This is a genomic window from Acidobacteriota bacterium (assembly GCA_003696075.1).
Taxonomy (GTDB): Bacteria; Acidobacteriota; Polarisedimenticolia; order J045; family J045; genus J045.
On the sequence record RFHH01000003.1, the window covers coordinates 1 to 15571 of the forward strand.

The following is a 15571-nucleotide window of genomic DNA, read 5'->3' on the forward strand; positions in this document are numbered from 1 at the left end:
AGAGCACCACCGCCGCGATGAAAGCGGTGAAGGCAAGCTTCCTCATTGAATGGCTCCTTTTCCGTGTCGGTACTGTTGGGCTCCGAACTTCTCTCTACCTACCAGTTGTTGCCGTGCTTCTACCACGCCTGGCTCGACTTACCGACCCCCTTTCTGGAACTCGTCGTTACCATGCACGGCACCCCCGCCCCGTTCCCAAGGGCCGAGGTGCGTTCCGAATGCCTCGGTGTCCTTGACGTCAATCGTCCGTTCCCGGAACCGCCGGGGGCTCCGGCGGCTCCGATCCGGTCGGAAAGTACGACGATGCGAGGGGGTGTCAAGGGGAAAATCCGCGCCCGGAGCGGGATTCCGGTGATTCAAACCGGACCGGAACACCTCAAGAAGCGTCCAGTCCGGCCGCCCGCCTCACTCCCCCGGCGCGTTGGTGATGACCGGCGTCCCGTCCGGCGCCCTGAGCAGCCGGGCCGCGGCGGGGGCCCGCCTCCGGCCCGCGGCCAGCCCGGCCCGCCGGAGCACTTGCCGGACGAAGCGCCGCGTCTCGGGATAGGGCGGGACGCCGCCGAACCGGTCGACCGCCCCCTCCCCGGCGTTGTAGGCCGCCAGCGCCCGGACCACGTCTCCGGCGTACCGGTCGAGGAGCCACCGGAGGTAGCGCGCTCCCCCCTCCAGGTTCTCCTCGGGATCGGAGGGGTCGGCCACCCCGAACCGCCGGGCGGTCTCGGGCATGAGCTGGGCGAGCCCGACGGCGCCCGCCCGGCTCACCGCCCCCGGTTCCCGGGCCGACTCCTCTTCGACCAGGGCGGCGAGAAGCCGCGGGTCGAGGCCGTGCCGCCGGGCCACCCGCTCGATGAGCCGCTGGTAGGGGGGGCCGATCGGGTCCCGTCCCGCTCCCGCGAGGAGCTCTTCCGGCCCGGCCGCGAAGGCGAGCGCCAGGACGACCGGAAGGGCGAGCGGAATCCGGCGGCCACGGTGGGTCATCTCTGTATATGGATAGGGACCGGCAAGGCCCCCGTCAGCTCGCGCCTCCGAGGATCTCCCGGACCGCGTCCGGCGCCCGCGCGAGCGCCTCGTCGATCCTGTCCGGCCGGCGGCCCCCGGCTTCCGCCAGGTCGGGGCGACCGCCGCCCCCCCCGCCCACGATCGGACCGAGCCGGCGAACCACCTCGCGGGCATCCACCCGGCCCGCCAGGGAGGGGGTCACGGCGACCACCAGGGCGGCCTTGCCGCCCTCTTCCGCCCCGACGACCACCACGGCGCCCCGGCCGCCCCCGTGGCGGAGGCTGTCGGCGAGATCCCGCCGCTGCGCCCGCGTCAGCTCGTCCACGCGGCGCGCGATCACCCGGATGCCGTCGACCTCCCGCTCGGCCCCCTGCGCGGCGCCCTCCCGCGCCCTTTCGAGCCGCAACCGATCGATCTCCCGCTGGAGCCTCCTGAGCGCCTCCATCTTCCGCTCGAGCCCCTCGAGGAGCTCCTCGCGCGAGGTCCCCACGCGGCGGGTCGCTTCGGCCAGCGTGGCGCGGTCACGCCGGATGCGGGCCAGCGCCTCGGGACCCGCCACCGCCTCGATCCTCCGCACGCCGGCCGCCACGCCCCGCTCCGCGAGGAGCAGGAGCGGACCGATCTCCCCGGTCCGCGCCACGTGGGTGCCCCCGCACAGTTCCCGGCTGAACTCCCCGATGCCGACGACCCGGACCTGTTCCGCATAGCGGTCCCCGAAGAACGCCAGGGCACCGCTGGCGAGCGCGCGTTCGAGGGGCATCTCTTCCGTCTCGACGGGAAGGTCCTGCATCACCACCTCGTTGGCGAGAGCCTCGATCTCCTCCGCCGCCTCGGGCGGGACCGCCTCGAAGTGGCTGAAGTCGAACCTCAGGCGGCCCGGGGCGACGAGCGATCCGGCCTGGCGCACGTGCGTTCCCAGGACCCGCCTCAGCGCCGCGTGCAGGATGTGGGTGGCGGTATGGTGGCGCCGGGCGCCGGCCCTGTGGGCCGGATCGACCTCCGCCACGAGGATCTGGCCGCGATCGAGCACGCCCGCGTCGACCTCGACCTCGTGGAGAATGACGCCGGGAAGGGGCGAGCGGGTGTCGAGCACGCGCGCCCTCACCGCTCCCCCGGTCAGCCGGCCCCGATCACCGACCTGGCCGCCGCTCTCCGCGTAGAACGGCGTCGTGTCGAGAACCGCCTGGCCGCGCGAACCGGCCTCGAGCCGCTCGACCGGCTTGCCGTCCTGGAACAGGGCGAGCACGCGCGACGCCTCGCATCGCAGCGTGTCGTAGCCGACGAACCGGCAGCGCCCCGCCAGCGGCTGGAGGTGGGGAAGCCGGCCGGGATCTTCTTCTTCCCCGCCCGTCGCGCGCGAACGGGACCTCTCCGCGTGCCGCCGCCGCGCCTCTTCGTACCCCCGGCGGTCGAGGCCGAGTCCCCTCTCCTGGAGCGCATCCTCGATCAGATCGAGCGGGAGCCCCCGCTCGCTCTCGAGGACGAACGCCTCCTCGCCGGACAGCTCCCGCCTCCCCTCCCGCAGGAGCTCCTCGATCGCCCGCTCCAGGCGCTCGAAGCCGTCGGCCAGTGTCCTTTCGAAGCGCTCCTCTTCGGCCCGCGTCACGCGCTCGACGACGGGAAGCGCCTCCTTCAGCTCCGGGAAGGGCTCCCCCAGCACGTCGACGACGGACGCCACGTGGCGGTGCAGGAACGGCGCCGGCAGGCCCAGCAGCCGCCCGTGGCGCAGGGCCCTCCGCATGATCCGGCGGACCACGGCGCCCCGCTTCTCCGGCCCCGGGATCACCCCCTCGGCCACCAGCATGGTGATCGCCCTGAGATGATCGGCGATCACCCGCAGGGAGACGTCTTTCGCCGGGTCGGTTCCGTATTCCACCCCCGCCTCGCGCGCGACCGACTGGATGATCGGCTGGAACAGGTCGGTGTCGTAGTTGCTCGACTTGCCCTGGAGCACCGCGGTGAGGCGCTCGAGCCCCGCTCCCGTGTCGATCGAGGGTGCCGGAAGCGGCCGGCTGCCGCCGCCCGGTTGCAGGTCGTACTGCATGAAGACGAGATTCCACAGCTCGAGGAACCGCTCCGGGTCGCTCGCCGGGTCGCCGGCACCCCGTTCGGGGTGAAGGTCGAAGAGGATCTCGGAACAGGGCCCCGCCGGGCCGGTGTCCCCCATCTGCCAGAAGTTGTCCTTGCGGCCGAGGGCGACGATCCGGCCGGCGGGGACGCCGACGCGGTCCCGCCAGAGGGCGGCCGCCTCCTCGTCCGCGGGGAACTCCTCGTCTCCCGCGAAGACGGTCACCCACAGCCGATCGGCGGGAAGTCCGAAGGGCCCGGTGATCAGCTCCCAAGCCCAGGCGGTGGCCTCTTCCTTGAAATAGTCGCCGAACGAGAAGTTCCCCAGCATCTCGAAGAAGGTGTGGTGCCTCGGCGTGCGGCCGACTTCCTCGAGGTCGTTGTGCTTGCCGGACACGCGCAGGCACTTCTGCGACGAGGTCGCCCTCCGGTACGGCCGCGTCTCGCGCCCCCGGAACACCTCCTTGAACTGGTTCATCCCGGCGTTCGCGAACAGGAGCGTCGGATCGGAGGGAAGGACCAGGGGGGAACTGGGAACGAGCTGGTGCCCGCGCTCGACGAAGAACTCGAGGAACGTCCGCCTGACCTCATCGGAACGCATCATCACACATCCTCGCCACCCCCCTCCTGGGGGGCGGCCGACTCGAGCCACCTCAGGACCGCCTCGGTCGGGAATCCACGCCGGATCAGGCGGCGCGCGAGGCGCTCCCGCCCGCGCCGATCACCGGGAACCCCGCCGCGGCCCGCGAGGCGCCGCACCGCGCGTGCGAGCAGCTCTTCCTCCGTACCGCTGGGGAAAGCGTTCCGGACGGCGCGCTCGGCGAGTTCCGCGGGCACTCCGCGCCGGAGCAACTCCTCCCGCACCCGCCGCGGCCCGCGCCGCGCTTCCTCGGCACGGCGCTGGGCGAGATTATAGGCGAGCCGTTCGTCGTCGACGAAGCGCAGCTCCGCCAGGCGCCGGAGAACCTCTTCCACCTCCCGTGGAGCGTGGCCGCGACGGGCGAGGCGGCGGCGCACCTCCCTTTCGGTCAGCGGGCGAGCCGCCAGCATCCGGAGAGCGTCCCGCCATGCATCTCCCGCATCGCCCGCCATCCCGGGAAGGATAGACCAGCCCCGGCCGGACCGCGCGCGGCGCGCCGGGAGCGCCGTTCAGAAGCGGCCGCCTCCTCCGAACGGGTCGTCGTCGCCGAGCCGGGTGAGGCCGGGAACCGCGGCGGGGGTCTCGACCTCCCCGGCGAGCGTCGCCTGCATCTCGTTCCGTGCCGCCGCGGCGGTGGATTCGATGCCCTCCATCCGGAGCCTCAGCTCGTCCCGGTTGGTGGCACGGGCCAGCGCTTCCTCGCGGGTGATGATCTTCTGCGACCAGAGCTGGTAGAGCGACTGGTCGAACGTCTGCATCCCGTACTGCGAGGTTCCCGCGGCGATGGCGTCGCGGATCATCTTCGTCTTGTCCTTGTTCTCGATGCACTCCCTGATGTACGGGGTGGCGCGCAACACCTCGACCGCGGGCGCCCGGCCCTTCCCGTCCGCGCGGTTGACGAGACGCATCGAGATGCAGGCCTTGAGCACGGAGGCCACCTGGATCCGGATCTGCTTCTGATGATGGGGCGGGAAGACGGCGACGATCCGGTTGATCGTCTCGGTTGCATCGAGGGTGTGAAGGGTGGACAGGACCAGATGCCCGGTCTCCGCCGCGGTGAGCGCGGTTTCGATCGTCTCCCGGTCTCGCATCTCGCCGACGAGGATCACGTCCGGATCCTGTCGCAGGGCCGAGCGCAGCGCCGTGGAGAACCCCTTCGTGTCGACCTCGACCTCGCGCTGGTTCACGAGCGATTTCTTGTCCCGGTGGAGGTACTCGATCGGATCCTCGATCGTGATGATGTGGTCGGTCCGGGTGGAGTTGATGTAGTCGATCATCGCAGCGAGCGTGGTCGATTTCCCCGACCCGGTCGCGCCGGTGACCAGCACGAGCCCGCGGCGCTCGTCCGCGATTTGCTCGATGACCGGTGGAAGCATCAGCTCCCTGATGTTCTTGATCTTCACCGGGATCACGCGGAGCACGAGGCCGACGGTTCCTCGCTGCTGGAAGACGTTGACGCGGAATCGGCCGAGGCCGGGGACGGAGTAAGCCATGTCGAGCTCGAGCTGCTCCTTGAAGCGCTGCTTCTGGCGCGCCGTCATGATCGAGAACGCCATGGCGATCGTGTCTTCCTGCATCAGGCGCGGGTGCTGCGTGAGAGCCTGGAGCCGGCCGTCGACGCGGATCACCGGATGCGAGCCGACCTTCAGGTGCAGGTCCGAAGCGCCCCGCTCCGCCGCCGCTTTCAGCAGGTCGTTGATGTGCATGGAGTCCCACCTCTGCCCCGGACCGAAAAGCGCCCCGCGGCGGGACGTCCCGGCCCGCCGGGGTCGGGAGGCGGTCTCGCCGTGGGCACTTTCGCCGGTCGTCCGGGCTTGGCTCGGCCTTCCCCGGCAATGTAGGCTTCGGCTCGAACCGGCGGCAAGCCTCGGCCCGGGAGGCACGCTCCGCCGGGGAGGTGGGCCGTGCCGGCGTGGGTCCTTCTTCTGGCCCGGGACAGCGTGCGGGCCGCGGGTATCGAGCAGGAGATCCGGCTCGGCGGCTTCTCGCCGCGCCGAGCCCCCGACGTCGACCGCGCCAGGGTGCTCCTCGAGACCGCGGAACCGCCGGCGGCGGTCGTCGTGGACGTGGGAGGCGGCACACCCGGCCTCGGCGGCCTCGCGCACCTGGCGAAAGGCGCCCCCGTCATCGCGCTCACCGATGCGGCCGGCGCCGCGCTCCCGCCCGATCTGTCGGCGGCGGGTGCGGCCGCGGTGGTCGCGGAGCCCGGGCGGGGAGAACTCGCCCGGAAGTTGACGCACCTGGCGGCCCGCTGAAGCGGTTCCGCCTCAGCCGTTGACCGGAGTCAGCCAGTCGGTGTGCCGGTCGTCCTCGCCCCGGATCACCGCGAAGAAGGCTTCTTGGAGACGTTTCGTCACTTCCCCGCGGCGGCCCGTCCCGACCGGAACTCGGTCGACGGAGCGAATCGGCGTGATTTCCGCGGCCGATCCGGTGAAGAAGACCTCGTCGGCCACGTAGAGCATCTCCCGCGGGATCTGCTGCTCTTCCACCGTATAGCCCAGCTCCCGCGCCAGGGTGATGACGGTGTCGCGCGTGATCCCGGGTAGGATCGAGGCGGCGAGCGGGGGCGTGAGGATGCGTCCCCGCCAGACGACGAACACGTTCTCGCCCGACCCTTCGCTGACGAGCCCCTCCGGGGTCAGGGCGATCCCTTCCATGAACCCGCGTTCCCGAGCCTCGATGTTGATCAGCTGGGAGTTCATGTAGTTCGCGCCGGACTTGGCCATCGCGGGGAAGGTGTTGGGCGACATCCTCGTCCAGGTGGAGACGGTGACGTCGACCCCCTCGTTGAGCGCCTCCTCACCGAGGTAGGCACCCCACTTCCAGACGGCGATCGCGGTTTCGACCGGGCAGCCGCCCGGGTTGACCCCGAGCGTTCCGAAGCCACGGTAGATGATCGGCCGGATGTAGCACTCCTCGAGCTCGTTGGCGCGGATGGTGTCGAGGACGGCCCGGCAAAGCTGTTCCTCGCCGTACGGCGGCGACATCCGGTAGATCTTCGCCGAGTCGAGAAGTCGCCGGATATGCTCCCGCAGCCGGAAGGCGGCCGGCCCCCGTTTCGTCTTGTAGCAGCGCGCACCTTCGAAGACGGAAGAACCGTAGTGCACCACGTGGGAACAAACGTGGATCTTCGCGTCGGACCAGGGAATCAGCTCGCCGTTGAGCCAGACAAGGGACGCGCCGTCGAATGCCATGTCGTTCCTCCGCGAAGGACGCGAGACGCCCGCTGGTCCCCACACCGTCCGCCGCGGGCCGGTCGGGAAGGGCTGCAGAGGGACCGTGGATCGTATCCCGCCCCTCCGTCCGGTGTCAACGAAGCCCCGGAGCGGCGGAGCGGGCTCGGAGGGACCTGGTGAGCCGTGCAGGACTCGAACCTGCGACCCGCTGATTAAAAGTCAGCTGCTCTACCAACTGAGCTAACGGCCCGGAAGAACTATACACACCGGGCCGCTCCGCTCAACGCGCGTCCGGACCCGGGGCGGCGCCCTCGCCCGCGATCCCGCGCCGTGCGCGCTCGTCCAGGAGCGCCCGCGCCCGCGCCGCCTGGGTGCCGGGGACTCGCACCTCCCAGCAGCCCGGCGGGAGCCCGTGATAGCGCTCTCCCGGAGCGGCGATCTCGACGTCGATCCCTTCCGCTGACAGCAGGGCCGCGGCCGCGTCGGCCTCGTCCCGGTTCCGGCAAAGGGCGCAGGCCTGCCGATCTTCCGTTGCGCTCATCGGTGGTCCTCCCGCGGCGGTTCGATTCCGGCGGCCGCCAGGACCGTGTCGACGGCGATGGTCTGCCCGCGGTCCGGGCCGACGGAGATCAGCCCGATGGGACATCCGCAGAGCTCTTCCACCCGATCGAGGAAGCGGCGCGCCGCCCGCGGCAGCGCCTCGATGTCGCGGACCTCTCCGATCGGTTCGCTGAACCCCGGAAGTTCCTCGTACACGGGCCGGACCCGCGCCAGATCCCGGCTCGACAGGGGCGGCTCGTCGAGCCGCCCGCCGTCCAGCTCGTAGGCCACCGCGATCCGCAGCGGGTCGACCCCGGCCAGAACGTCGAACTTCGTCAGTGCCACCGCATCGGCCCCGTTCAACTTCGCCGCCCAGCGCGCGGCCACCGCATCGAACCAGCCGCAGCGACGGGGCCGGCCGGTGGTGGTGCCGTACTCCCGGCCCCGCCGGCGGAGCCGATCCCCCGCTTCCCCCTCGGCCTCGGTGGGAAACGGCCCCGACCCGACGCGCGTCACGTAGGCCTTCACCACGGCGAGCACGCGCTCGACCGCGCGCGGCGGAATCCCCAACCCCGCCGGGATTCCGCCGGCGAGCGTGGTGGAGGAGGTCACGTAGGGATAGGTGCCGTGGCCGAGATCGAGCAGCGCCCCTTGCGCTCCCTCGAACAGGATGGGCCGTTTTTCGTCGAGCGCGCGCTGCAATCGGGCGGCGACGTTCTCCACCAGGGGAGCCAATCTCGGCCGCCACGCCTCCGCCCAGGCGATCAGCTCCTCCTCGCTCGGCGGCGCCTGCCCCAGCCCCGCGAGCAGGGCCCCCTCCCCCACGGCCAGCAGACGCCGGATCCGGTCCGCGAAGACCTCGGGCTCCAACAGGTCGGCGACCCTCACGCCCCACCGCTGCACCCGGGCGGCGTAGGCCGGGCCGATCCCGCGCCGGGTGGTGCCGATGGCGGAAGGGCCCAGGCGCTCCTCGATCGCGGCGTCGAGAGCGCGATGGATCGGGAGGATCACATGCGCCCGCCCGGAGATCCGGAGGCGGTTCCGGTAAGAAACGCCGGCGCGGTCGAGAAGCTCGAGCTCCTCGCTCAACCTTTCGGGATCGAGCACCGCCCCGGCGCCGATGACGCACTCGACCCCTCGGAAGATTCCCGAGGGAACGTGGTGCAGCGCGAAGGTCCGTCCCCCGAAGGCCACGGTATGGCCGGCGTTCGGCCCGCCCTGGTACCGAGCGCAGACGGCGAAGGCCGGGGCGAGGAGATCGACGACTTTCCCCTTCCCCTCGTCCCCCCATTGGCCACCGATGACGGCGAGGTTCGGCATGGGTCACCAGGGCTCCGGCGGGCGCCGGCGGGGCGCGGCCGAAAGCGCCGGAGTATACACCCCGCCCGCGGCGGGCCGTCGCGGCGCTCCGTCGCTCGCCAGGGGGCTCCGGAATCGGGCATGATCATCGGGACCACCGGGAGATCGAAGATGCCGCTGTTCCTGAGCGCCCTTGCGCTGGCCTGCTTGCTGGAGGGGCTTCCCTACCTCGCCGCACCGGGAGCGTCCCGCCGGGCAGCGGCGTGGTTGGCCGCGCAGGAGGAGGGACGGCTGCGCGTTCTCGGCTTCCTCCTCGTCGCGGCCGGCCTCCTCCTGCTCGGCGCGGCGAAGGCGGCGGGGGCGGGACGGTGACGCGGCGCCGGACGGTCCGCGTGGACGGCCGTTCCCTCACCGTCGAGGACGTCGAGGCGGTGGCGCGCGGGCGTGCCGCGGCGAAGCTCACCGCCGAGGCGGAGCGCCGGATGCGGGCCTCGAAGGCGGTCATCGATCGGGCTCTCGCCGAGGGCCGCGTCGTCTACGGCGTCAACACCGGCTTCGGACACCTGAAGAACGTGAAGATCGCGAAGGAGGCGCTCGAGCGTCTCCAGCGGAACCTCGTCCGCTCGCATGCCGCGGGCGTGGGGCGGGAGGCGGACGGGCCGACGACCCGAGCTCTCCTGCTGCTGCGGGCCAACGCGCTCGCGCGGGGGCACAGCGGCGTGCGCCCGTTGCTGGCCCGCCGGCTCCTCGACCTGATCGAGAACGACCTCCTGCCGGTGGTTCCCGAGTCCGGCTCGGTCGGGGCGAGCGGCGATCTGGCCCCGCTCGCCCACGTCGCACTCGCGCTGATCGGCGAGGGGTACGTGCGCGCCGGCGGCCGCCGCCTGCGCGCCGCCACGGCGCTGGAGCGCGCCGGACTGGACCGCCTTCGGCTCGGGCCGCGGGAGGGGCTGGCGCTGGTCAACGGCACCCAGTTCTCGAGCGCGGTCGCCCTGCTCGCCCTGGTCCGGGCGGAGCGCGCGGTGCGGCTGGCCGACGTCTCGGCCGCGCTGTCGATCGATGCCCTCGCCGGAACGTGGCGGGCCTTCGACCCACGGGTTCACCGGGCGCGTCCCCACGCCGGGCAGATGGCCTCGGCCGGCAACCTCTACCGGCTGCTCCAGGGAAGCGAGATCTGGCGATCGCACGCCGACTGCGGAGCGGTGCAGGACGCCTACTCGCTCCGGTGCGCCCCACAGGTGCATGGCGCCGCGCGCGACGCGCTCGCCGAGCTCAGGAGGGTGCTGTCGATCGAAATCAACGCGTCGACCGACAACCCGCTCGTGTTCGCCGAGGACGGAGCGATCGTCTCCGCCGGCAATTTCCACGCCGCCCCGGTCGCCGCCGCAGCGGATTACGCCTCCGCGGCCCTCGCCGGAATGGCGGGGATCGTCGAGCGGCGGATCGACCGCCTCGTCAACCCGCTGGTCTCCGGCCTTCCTCCGTTCCTGGCCCGGCGGCCGGGGCTGGAGTCCGGCCTGATGATGGCGCAGGTGACGGCGGCCGCCCTCGCCTCGGAGTGCAAGACGCTCGCCCATCCCGCCTGCGCCGACACGATCCCGACCTCGGCCCTCCAGGAGGACCACGTTTCGATGGCTCCCTGGGCGGCCCGGAAGCTCCGGGGCGTCGTCGAGCGCTTGGAGACCCTGATCGCGATCGAGCTGCTGGCCGCCGTCCGGGGCCTCGACCACCGGCGCCCACTCCGCACCTCCCCGCCGCTCGAGGCCTTCGTGCGGCGGCTCGAGGAGGAGGTCCGCATACCCCGGGGGGAGGTCCCGCCGGGGCCGGTGATCGAGCGGCTGGCGGCCCTGCTGCGCGAGGGGAGGCCGCTCGACTGGTTCGCCCGCTCGGGCGGACTGGCTTGACCTAACTGAATATTGTTGGCAAACTATTTCGTGTCTTGCGGTCCGTTCGCCGGCATCGGTTCGACCGCGGGGAGAGGATTCCGCCCATGGAGTTTTCCGAGATCATTCGCGTGCACCGCGAGCAACTCAATCTGAACAAGAAGCAACTCGCGGAGAAGGTGGGCGTCACCCAGCCCTACATCGTCCAGATCGAAAACGACGGGAAGATCCCGGGGGACGGGGTGGTCCTCCGGCTCGCCGACGCCCTCGGGCTGGACCGGCGGGAGCTCCTGTTCGCCGCTTACCGCGCCCGGGCCTCCGAGGACACGCGGCACTACTTCCACTCGATCTTCGACGATCTGACCCCCACCGAGGAGTTCAGCCAGCCCTTCATCGAGGCGCGGAAGGACCAGTTCGAATCACCGGAGTTCAGCATCCGCCACCTCAGCACGTCGGCCGACAGCAGCTATCAGGTGGCCCTGCTCACCGCGAAGGTGCCGCAAGCGTCCTTCTCCACCCATGCCCACAGCGTGCCGCAGGTCCTGGTGGCCGTGGAGGGTTCGTTCGAGGTCACCGTGGACGGGAAGACGGTCACCCTTTCGAAGGACCGGCAGCTCTCGACGGTGGTCCCCGCCCGAACGCCCCACAAGATCCGGTCGCTCACGACCGGGCGGCTGCTGACCGTGACGCTGGGACGGGTCGTGCGGGGCGGCTCGGTCGCGGCGGCGGCGCGAGCGGAAGTCTGAGCGGCCGCCGTTTCCTGGCCCCAAAAAGACGGAGCGGACGGGAGAGCCCGACCCGCGAGCTCACCGGGCCCATCCCGGCGCCCACGGTCTCCCGCCCGTCCTGGCACCTGCACCTCGTGCAAGTCGCGGGCCAGTCCGCGCCCTTCAGGTCAACTGATTGATTTCTGGGGCCCTACCGAGAAGGGCCGGCTCGGCTGGCTGTCGCGCGGCATCCGATTTCGGCACGGCCGATGACGTTTTCGTCATCGACGGGTGACACGGACCGGCCAGGGGATAGAATCCGCGCGAGCGAGCAGCGATCCCGCCCGAGAGGCCTATCGATGTCCGAAGCCGCGAGCCCGAACGATGCCCTGATCGTCGTCGACGTGCAGAACGACTTCTGCCCCGGCGGCGCGCTGCCCGTGCCCGCGGGCGACGAAGTCGTCCCGGAGCTGAACGCGTGGATCGCCTGGGCCCGTGCAGGCGGCGCCCTCGTGGTCGCGTCCCGGGACTGGCATCCGGCGCACCACTGCAGCTTCGAGCCGTTCGGCGGCCGGTGGCCGCCGCACTGCATCGCGGGCACCCCGGGCGCGGCCTTCCATCCCCGCCTGGAGATCCCCGACGAGGCGGTCATCGTCAGCAAGGCCACGCAGCCGGACCGCGACGCCTACTCCGCCTTCGACGGTACGGGGTTGGAAACGCGGCTGCGCGAGCGGGGCGTGAAGCGGGTTCTCGTCGGCGGACTCGCCCTCGACTACTGCGTGAAGGCGACCGCCCTCGACGCGGCGCGCGCCGGGTTCGAAACGGTCCTCCTGCGTTCCGCGACGCGTCCCGTCGAGGTGCATCCCGGAGACGGCGAGCGCGCGGTCGAGGAACTCCGGGCTGCCGGCGTGCGAATCCTGGACGGACGGCCGTGACCGGAAGCGCGGAACACCGCGCCGGGACGGGGCTTCTGACCGATCTGTACGAGCTGACGATGGCCCAGGCCTACCTCGAGGAAGGCCTGACGGCCGACGCCGCCTTCGAACTGTTCGTCCGGGACACGCCGCCACGTCGGAATTTCCTGCTCTTCGCCGGCCTGGCTCCCGCCGTCGAGTCGCTGGCGGCGTTCACCTTCGACCCTTCGTCCCTCGAGTACCTCGACTCGCTCGGCCTGTTCCGCAAGAGCTTCCTCGACTACCTGGCCCGCTACCGCTTCCGGGGAGCGTTGCGCTCCCTTCCGGAGGGAACCCCCTTTTTCCCGGGGGAACCGGTGCTCGAGGTGAGGGGACCGCTTCCGGACGTCCAGATCGTCGAGACGGTCTTGATGAACCGGATTCACGCCCACACGGTGATCGCCAGCAAGGCCGTCCGGGTCGTCCTGGCAGCGCGGGCCGACGGCCGGCCGCGGACCGTGGTGGACTTCGGCCTGAGGCGCGCGCACGGGCCGTCGGCCGGACTGGCGCTCGCCCGCTCGTCGTACATCGCCGGGGCCGCCGGAACCTCCAACCTTCAGGCCGGCCGACTCCTCGGCATACCGGTCTTCGGCACCATGGCGCACAGCTACGTCCAGGCGCACGAGAGCGAGGAAGAAGCCTTCCGCGCCTTCGCCCGCCTGTACCCCGGCACGACGCTCCTGATCGACACCTACGACACGATCCGCGGCCTGGGCCGGGCGATCCGAGCGGCCCGGGCGGCCGGACCGGGCGCGGTTCGAGCGGTCCGCATCGACTCGGGCGATCTGGAGCGTCTCGCCCGGCGCTGCCGCCGGGAGCTCGACGCGGCCGGAATGTCCGACGTCCGGATCTTCGCCAGCGGCGGGCTCGACGAGGACCGGATCGCGGAACTGGTGCGCCGCGGAGCCCCGATCGACGGGTTCGGCGTCGGGACGCGCCTCGCCGTGCCGCAGGACGCGCCGGCTTTCGAGTTCGCCTACAAACTCGTGGAGTATGCCGGGCGTCCCCGCCGGAAGCTCTCCAGCGGCAAGACGACGCTCCCGGGGCGCAAGCAGGTTTTCCGGACGGAAGATCCGGGCGGGCGGGACGTGGTCGAGCTGCTGGAGGCGGCCCCCCCGCCCGCCGGCCGGCCGCTCCTCGAGCCCGTGCCGCTCCGGCCCGGCGCGGGCCCCACGCTCGGCGAGATCCGGGAGCGCGTGGCTCGCGAAATCGCCCGCCTCCCCGCGCGCCTGAGGAGCCTCGAGCCGGCCGACCCCCCTTACGAGGTCGAACTCGGCCCGGCTCTCGCGGCCCTCGCGGCGGGCAACGGCACGCCCTGAGCGCGATGGACCCCCGAAAACGCGCGGGGACGCCGCAGCGGCGTCCCCGCGCACGCTCCGCCCGAGGCCGACCTCTTCACCGCACCGGCGTTTCGATCACGAAGGCCACCGGCACGAGGCAGTCCCCGTTCGCCTCGTACTCGATCGTCGAGCTTTCGCCGTCGAGGTCGACGATGCGGGTGTGCACGTCCCAGAGCTGGCTGAGCGGCAGCCGCCCGCTGCCGTCCCAGTCGCAGGGAGCGACCGGCGGACCGGAGAACTGCACGCTGTCCAGGTAGCCGCGCTCGCCCGCGACCATCGTGTCATGCCCGCGGCCGGTCTGCCCGTCGGCTCCGGTCATCGTGAGCAGCCCCTTGAGACTCATCCCGGAGAACATGGGGTGCTGCAGCTCGATCCGGGCGCGCTCGAAGAACATGCTGTCGGGCAACTCGTCGTAGATGAGGACCATCGACGGCTCGTCGGTGGCGTACAGGATGATCAGCGTCACCCCCTCGTTGTTGACCTTCGGCTCCACGGACGTGTTCCAGGGGTCCTCCCCCGTCGTCACGGTGTCGAGGTCGAAGGGGGTCGTGATCGCGTACTCGCGGTTCGGATTCGCCGCGGAGATGAGGTCCGTCACGTCGAAGCGATAGGTGTGGTTTCCGGTCAGCTTCCAGCACGGGTCCGCGCTGTCGGCCACGAGTTCGCCGATCACCTTGTGCCCGTCGAACAGGATCGGAAGCTCCGGCTCGCCCTTCTCCTTCAAGTCGGAGAAGTTGTAGTACAGAAGCGCCTTGACGATCTCGCGGCCCACCGGAACGCCGGAGACCTGCACGCCCTCGCTGGCACGGTTGCGAAGCGGCTCTCCGTTGGCGACGTGCCGGGCATTCTCGATGACAAACGAAGGCGCCACCGTGAGCTCGACGCTGGGTCGCGGCTCGATCATCCCGCCGGACTTCCCGATCTCGAGTGCCTGCGACGTTCCGAGCGCCGCGCGCGTGTCCGGCGTCCAGGCGAGCGCCACCGCCCCCGCGGCGAGCACGCAGAGCAGGCAGAGCACAGCACGGTCGTAGCGCATGGACGACCCTCCTCCCGCGGGGCTCGCCCCGGCGGCCCCGCGTCGCGGCCGGGGGCGCCGGCCACCGCCCGGCCTTCCTCGTGTTCCGTCGACCTTTCCCCGCGCGGAGAGTCCGCACGCGTCCGGGGACGCGCACCTGACCGGATGCTACGCGCCGCCTCGCGTTCGGCCAGTCGCCCGAGCGGCCGTCGCCCGGCCGGCCGCCCCCTCGCCAGCCGACATCCGAGCTCGGGAGTCCCGCATGGCCCGGTACTCGGCGAAGATGCGCACGATCAGTTCGCAGCGGCTGTGCACACCCAGCTTCCGGTACAGGCGTTCGAGATACGTGTGGAACGTGTGCTCGGAAATCCCGAGGTCCAAGGCCGCCGCGTATTCCTTCTTGTCGTCGAACACCGACTGGACGACCTGCAACTCGCGCGGCGAGAGCTGGAGCCTTTCCGCGATCATCCGCCACTCGAGCGGAGCCAGCACCCCCCGTCCTTGCAGGGTCCGGCCGCCCGGCGACGGGATTCTCCGCTCGAACGATCCCATGTCGCCTCCCCGCGGGCGGTGGAACCCGCATCGCTTCGAATGGTGCTCGTGTATCGCAGGACGGAGCGTCCGTCAATGCTCAGAATGGTCCATCCGCGAACCTCCCGGAGGTGCTTCCCCGATGGTGCGCTGCCGCGCCGGCGGGGCGCAGGTGCGGCCTGTTCCATGCCGCCTCCCGCAGCCGGGACGCGCGCGCCGATCGGCCCTTCCCCCACGCGCCGGATCTGGCCATCCTTCGGGCATGACCCCAAGGCGACATCCCCGCCGCTCCCGCTTCCGCGGCAGCCGCCGCGCCTTCGAAGCCGCCCGCCGCTTCGAACCCCCCTTCGCCCCGACTCCCCCTGCCGCGCCCACCGCCAAGACGCCCGCTCCCGCGGCCGGGAACCCCACCGCCGCGGCG

General features: G+C 71.6%; 15 protein-coding genes and 1 tRNA gene. 6 read left to right on the forward strand and 10 right to left on the reverse strand.

The genetic code is table 11. The annotated features are described in order from the left end of the window. Positions 1-405 precede the first annotated feature (405 nt). From D6718_00120 to D6718_00135, 4 genes are read right to left on the reverse strand one after another with little or no spacing between them, the layout of a single operon-like run. Complete coding sequence (locus tag D6718_00120; protein ID RMG49188.1) at positions 406-978, reverse strand: lytic transglycosylase domain-containing protein; 573 nt, start codon at positions 976-978, stop codon at positions 406-408. A gap of 34 nt (positions 979-1012) precedes the next feature. Continuing rightward, positions 1013-3667 (reverse strand): alanine--tRNA ligase, encoded by a 2655-nt coding sequence (locus tag D6718_00125; protein RMG49201.1) that lies wholly within the window; start codon positions 3665-3667, stop codon positions 1013-1015. A 2-nt stretch (positions 3668-3669) separates the two neighbouring features. Continuing rightward, positions 3670-4158: a hypothetical protein gene (locus D6718_00130; protein ID RMG49189.1), complete on the reverse strand. Its 489-nt coding sequence runs from the start codon at positions 4156-4158 to the stop codon at positions 3670-3672. Between the two features lie 57 nt (positions 4159-4215). Further along, entirely contained in the window at positions 4216-5412 is a 1197-nt protein-coding gene (locus D6718_00135; protein ID RMG49190.1) for a type IV pilus twitching motility protein PilT, read from the reverse strand. A gap of 198 nt (positions 5413-5610) precedes the next feature. Between D6718_00135 and D6718_00140 the strand changes: the two genes are divergently transcribed. Then, a complete protein-coding gene (locus D6718_00140) occupies positions 5611-5961 on the forward strand; it encodes a hypothetical protein (GenBank protein RMG49191.1) in 351 nt (116 codons plus the stop codon). Between the two features lie 12 nt (positions 5962-5973). Here the strand turns inward: D6718_00140 and D6718_00145 are convergent, their stop codons facing one another. The 4 genes from D6718_00145 to D6718_00160 all read right to left on the reverse strand — a co-directional run bounded on the left by D6718_00145 (position 5974) and on the right by D6718_00160 (position 8742). Continuing rightward, entirely contained in the window at positions 5974-6900 is a 927-nt protein-coding gene (locus tag D6718_00145; protein ID RMG49192.1) for a branched-chain amino acid transaminase, read from the reverse strand. Between the two features lie 156 nt (positions 6901-7056). Then, positions 7057-7132: transfer RNA gene (locus D6718_00150), tRNA-Lys, on the reverse strand. Between the two features lie 30 nt (positions 7133-7162). Then, positions 7163-7423, reverse strand: a complete 261-nt coding sequence (locus D6718_00155; protein RMG49193.1) for a hypothetical protein — start codon at positions 7421-7423, stop codon at positions 7163-7165. Then, positions 7420-8742, reverse strand: coding sequence for an adenylosuccinate synthase (locus D6718_00160; GenBank protein RMG49194.1), 1323 nt, complete (start codon positions 8740-8742; stop codon positions 7420-7422). Before D6718_00160 ends, D6718_00155 begins: the two co-directional genes overlap by 4 nt. 120 nt (positions 8743-8862) lie before the next feature. On the opposite strand from D6718_00160, the gene D6718_00165 reads away from it, so the two are divergent. From D6718_00165 to D6718_00185, 5 genes are all read left to right on the forward strand, one after another. Further along, entirely contained in the window at positions 8863-9093 is a 231-nt protein-coding gene (locus tag D6718_00165) for a DUF2065 family protein (GenBank protein RMG49195.1), read from the forward strand. Further along, a complete protein-coding gene (gene hutH, locus D6718_00170) occupies positions 8985-10625 on the forward strand; it encodes a histidine ammonia-lyase (protein ID RMG49196.1) in 1641 nt (546 codons plus the stop codon). The genes D6718_00165 and hutH overlap by 109 nt, the downstream gene beginning before the upstream one ends. Positions 10626-10711: 86 nt before the next feature. Continuing rightward, positions 10712-11350, forward strand: a complete 639-nt coding sequence (locus tag D6718_00175; protein RMG49197.1) for a helix-turn-helix domain-containing protein — start codon at positions 10712-10714, stop codon at positions 11348-11350. Positions 11351-11670: 320 nt separating this feature from the next. Beyond that, positions 11671-12246 carry a nicotinamidase gene (locus D6718_00180; protein RMG49198.1) on the forward strand — a complete coding sequence of 192 codons (576 nt, stop codon included), beginning with the start codon at positions 11671-11673 and terminating at the stop codon, positions 12244-12246. Between the two features lie 59 nt (positions 12247-12305). Next, positions 12306-13583, forward strand: coding sequence for a nicotinate phosphoribosyltransferase (locus D6718_00185; GenBank protein RMG49202.1), 1278 nt, complete (start codon positions 12306-12308; stop codon positions 13581-13583). A gap of 76 nt (positions 13584-13659) precedes the next feature. On the opposite strand, the gene D6718_00190 is transcribed toward D6718_00185, so the two are convergent. After that, a complete protein-coding gene (locus tag D6718_00190) occupies positions 13660-14640 on the reverse strand; it encodes a DUF3344 domain-containing protein (GenBank protein ID RMG49199.1) in 981 nt (326 codons plus the stop codon). Between the two features lie 147 nt (positions 14641-14787). Further along, positions 14788-15171, reverse strand: coding sequence for a LuxR family transcriptional regulator (locus D6718_00195; protein ID RMG49200.1), 384 nt, complete (start codon positions 15169-15171; stop codon positions 14788-14790). Between the last annotated feature and the right edge of the window lie 400 nt (positions 15172-15571).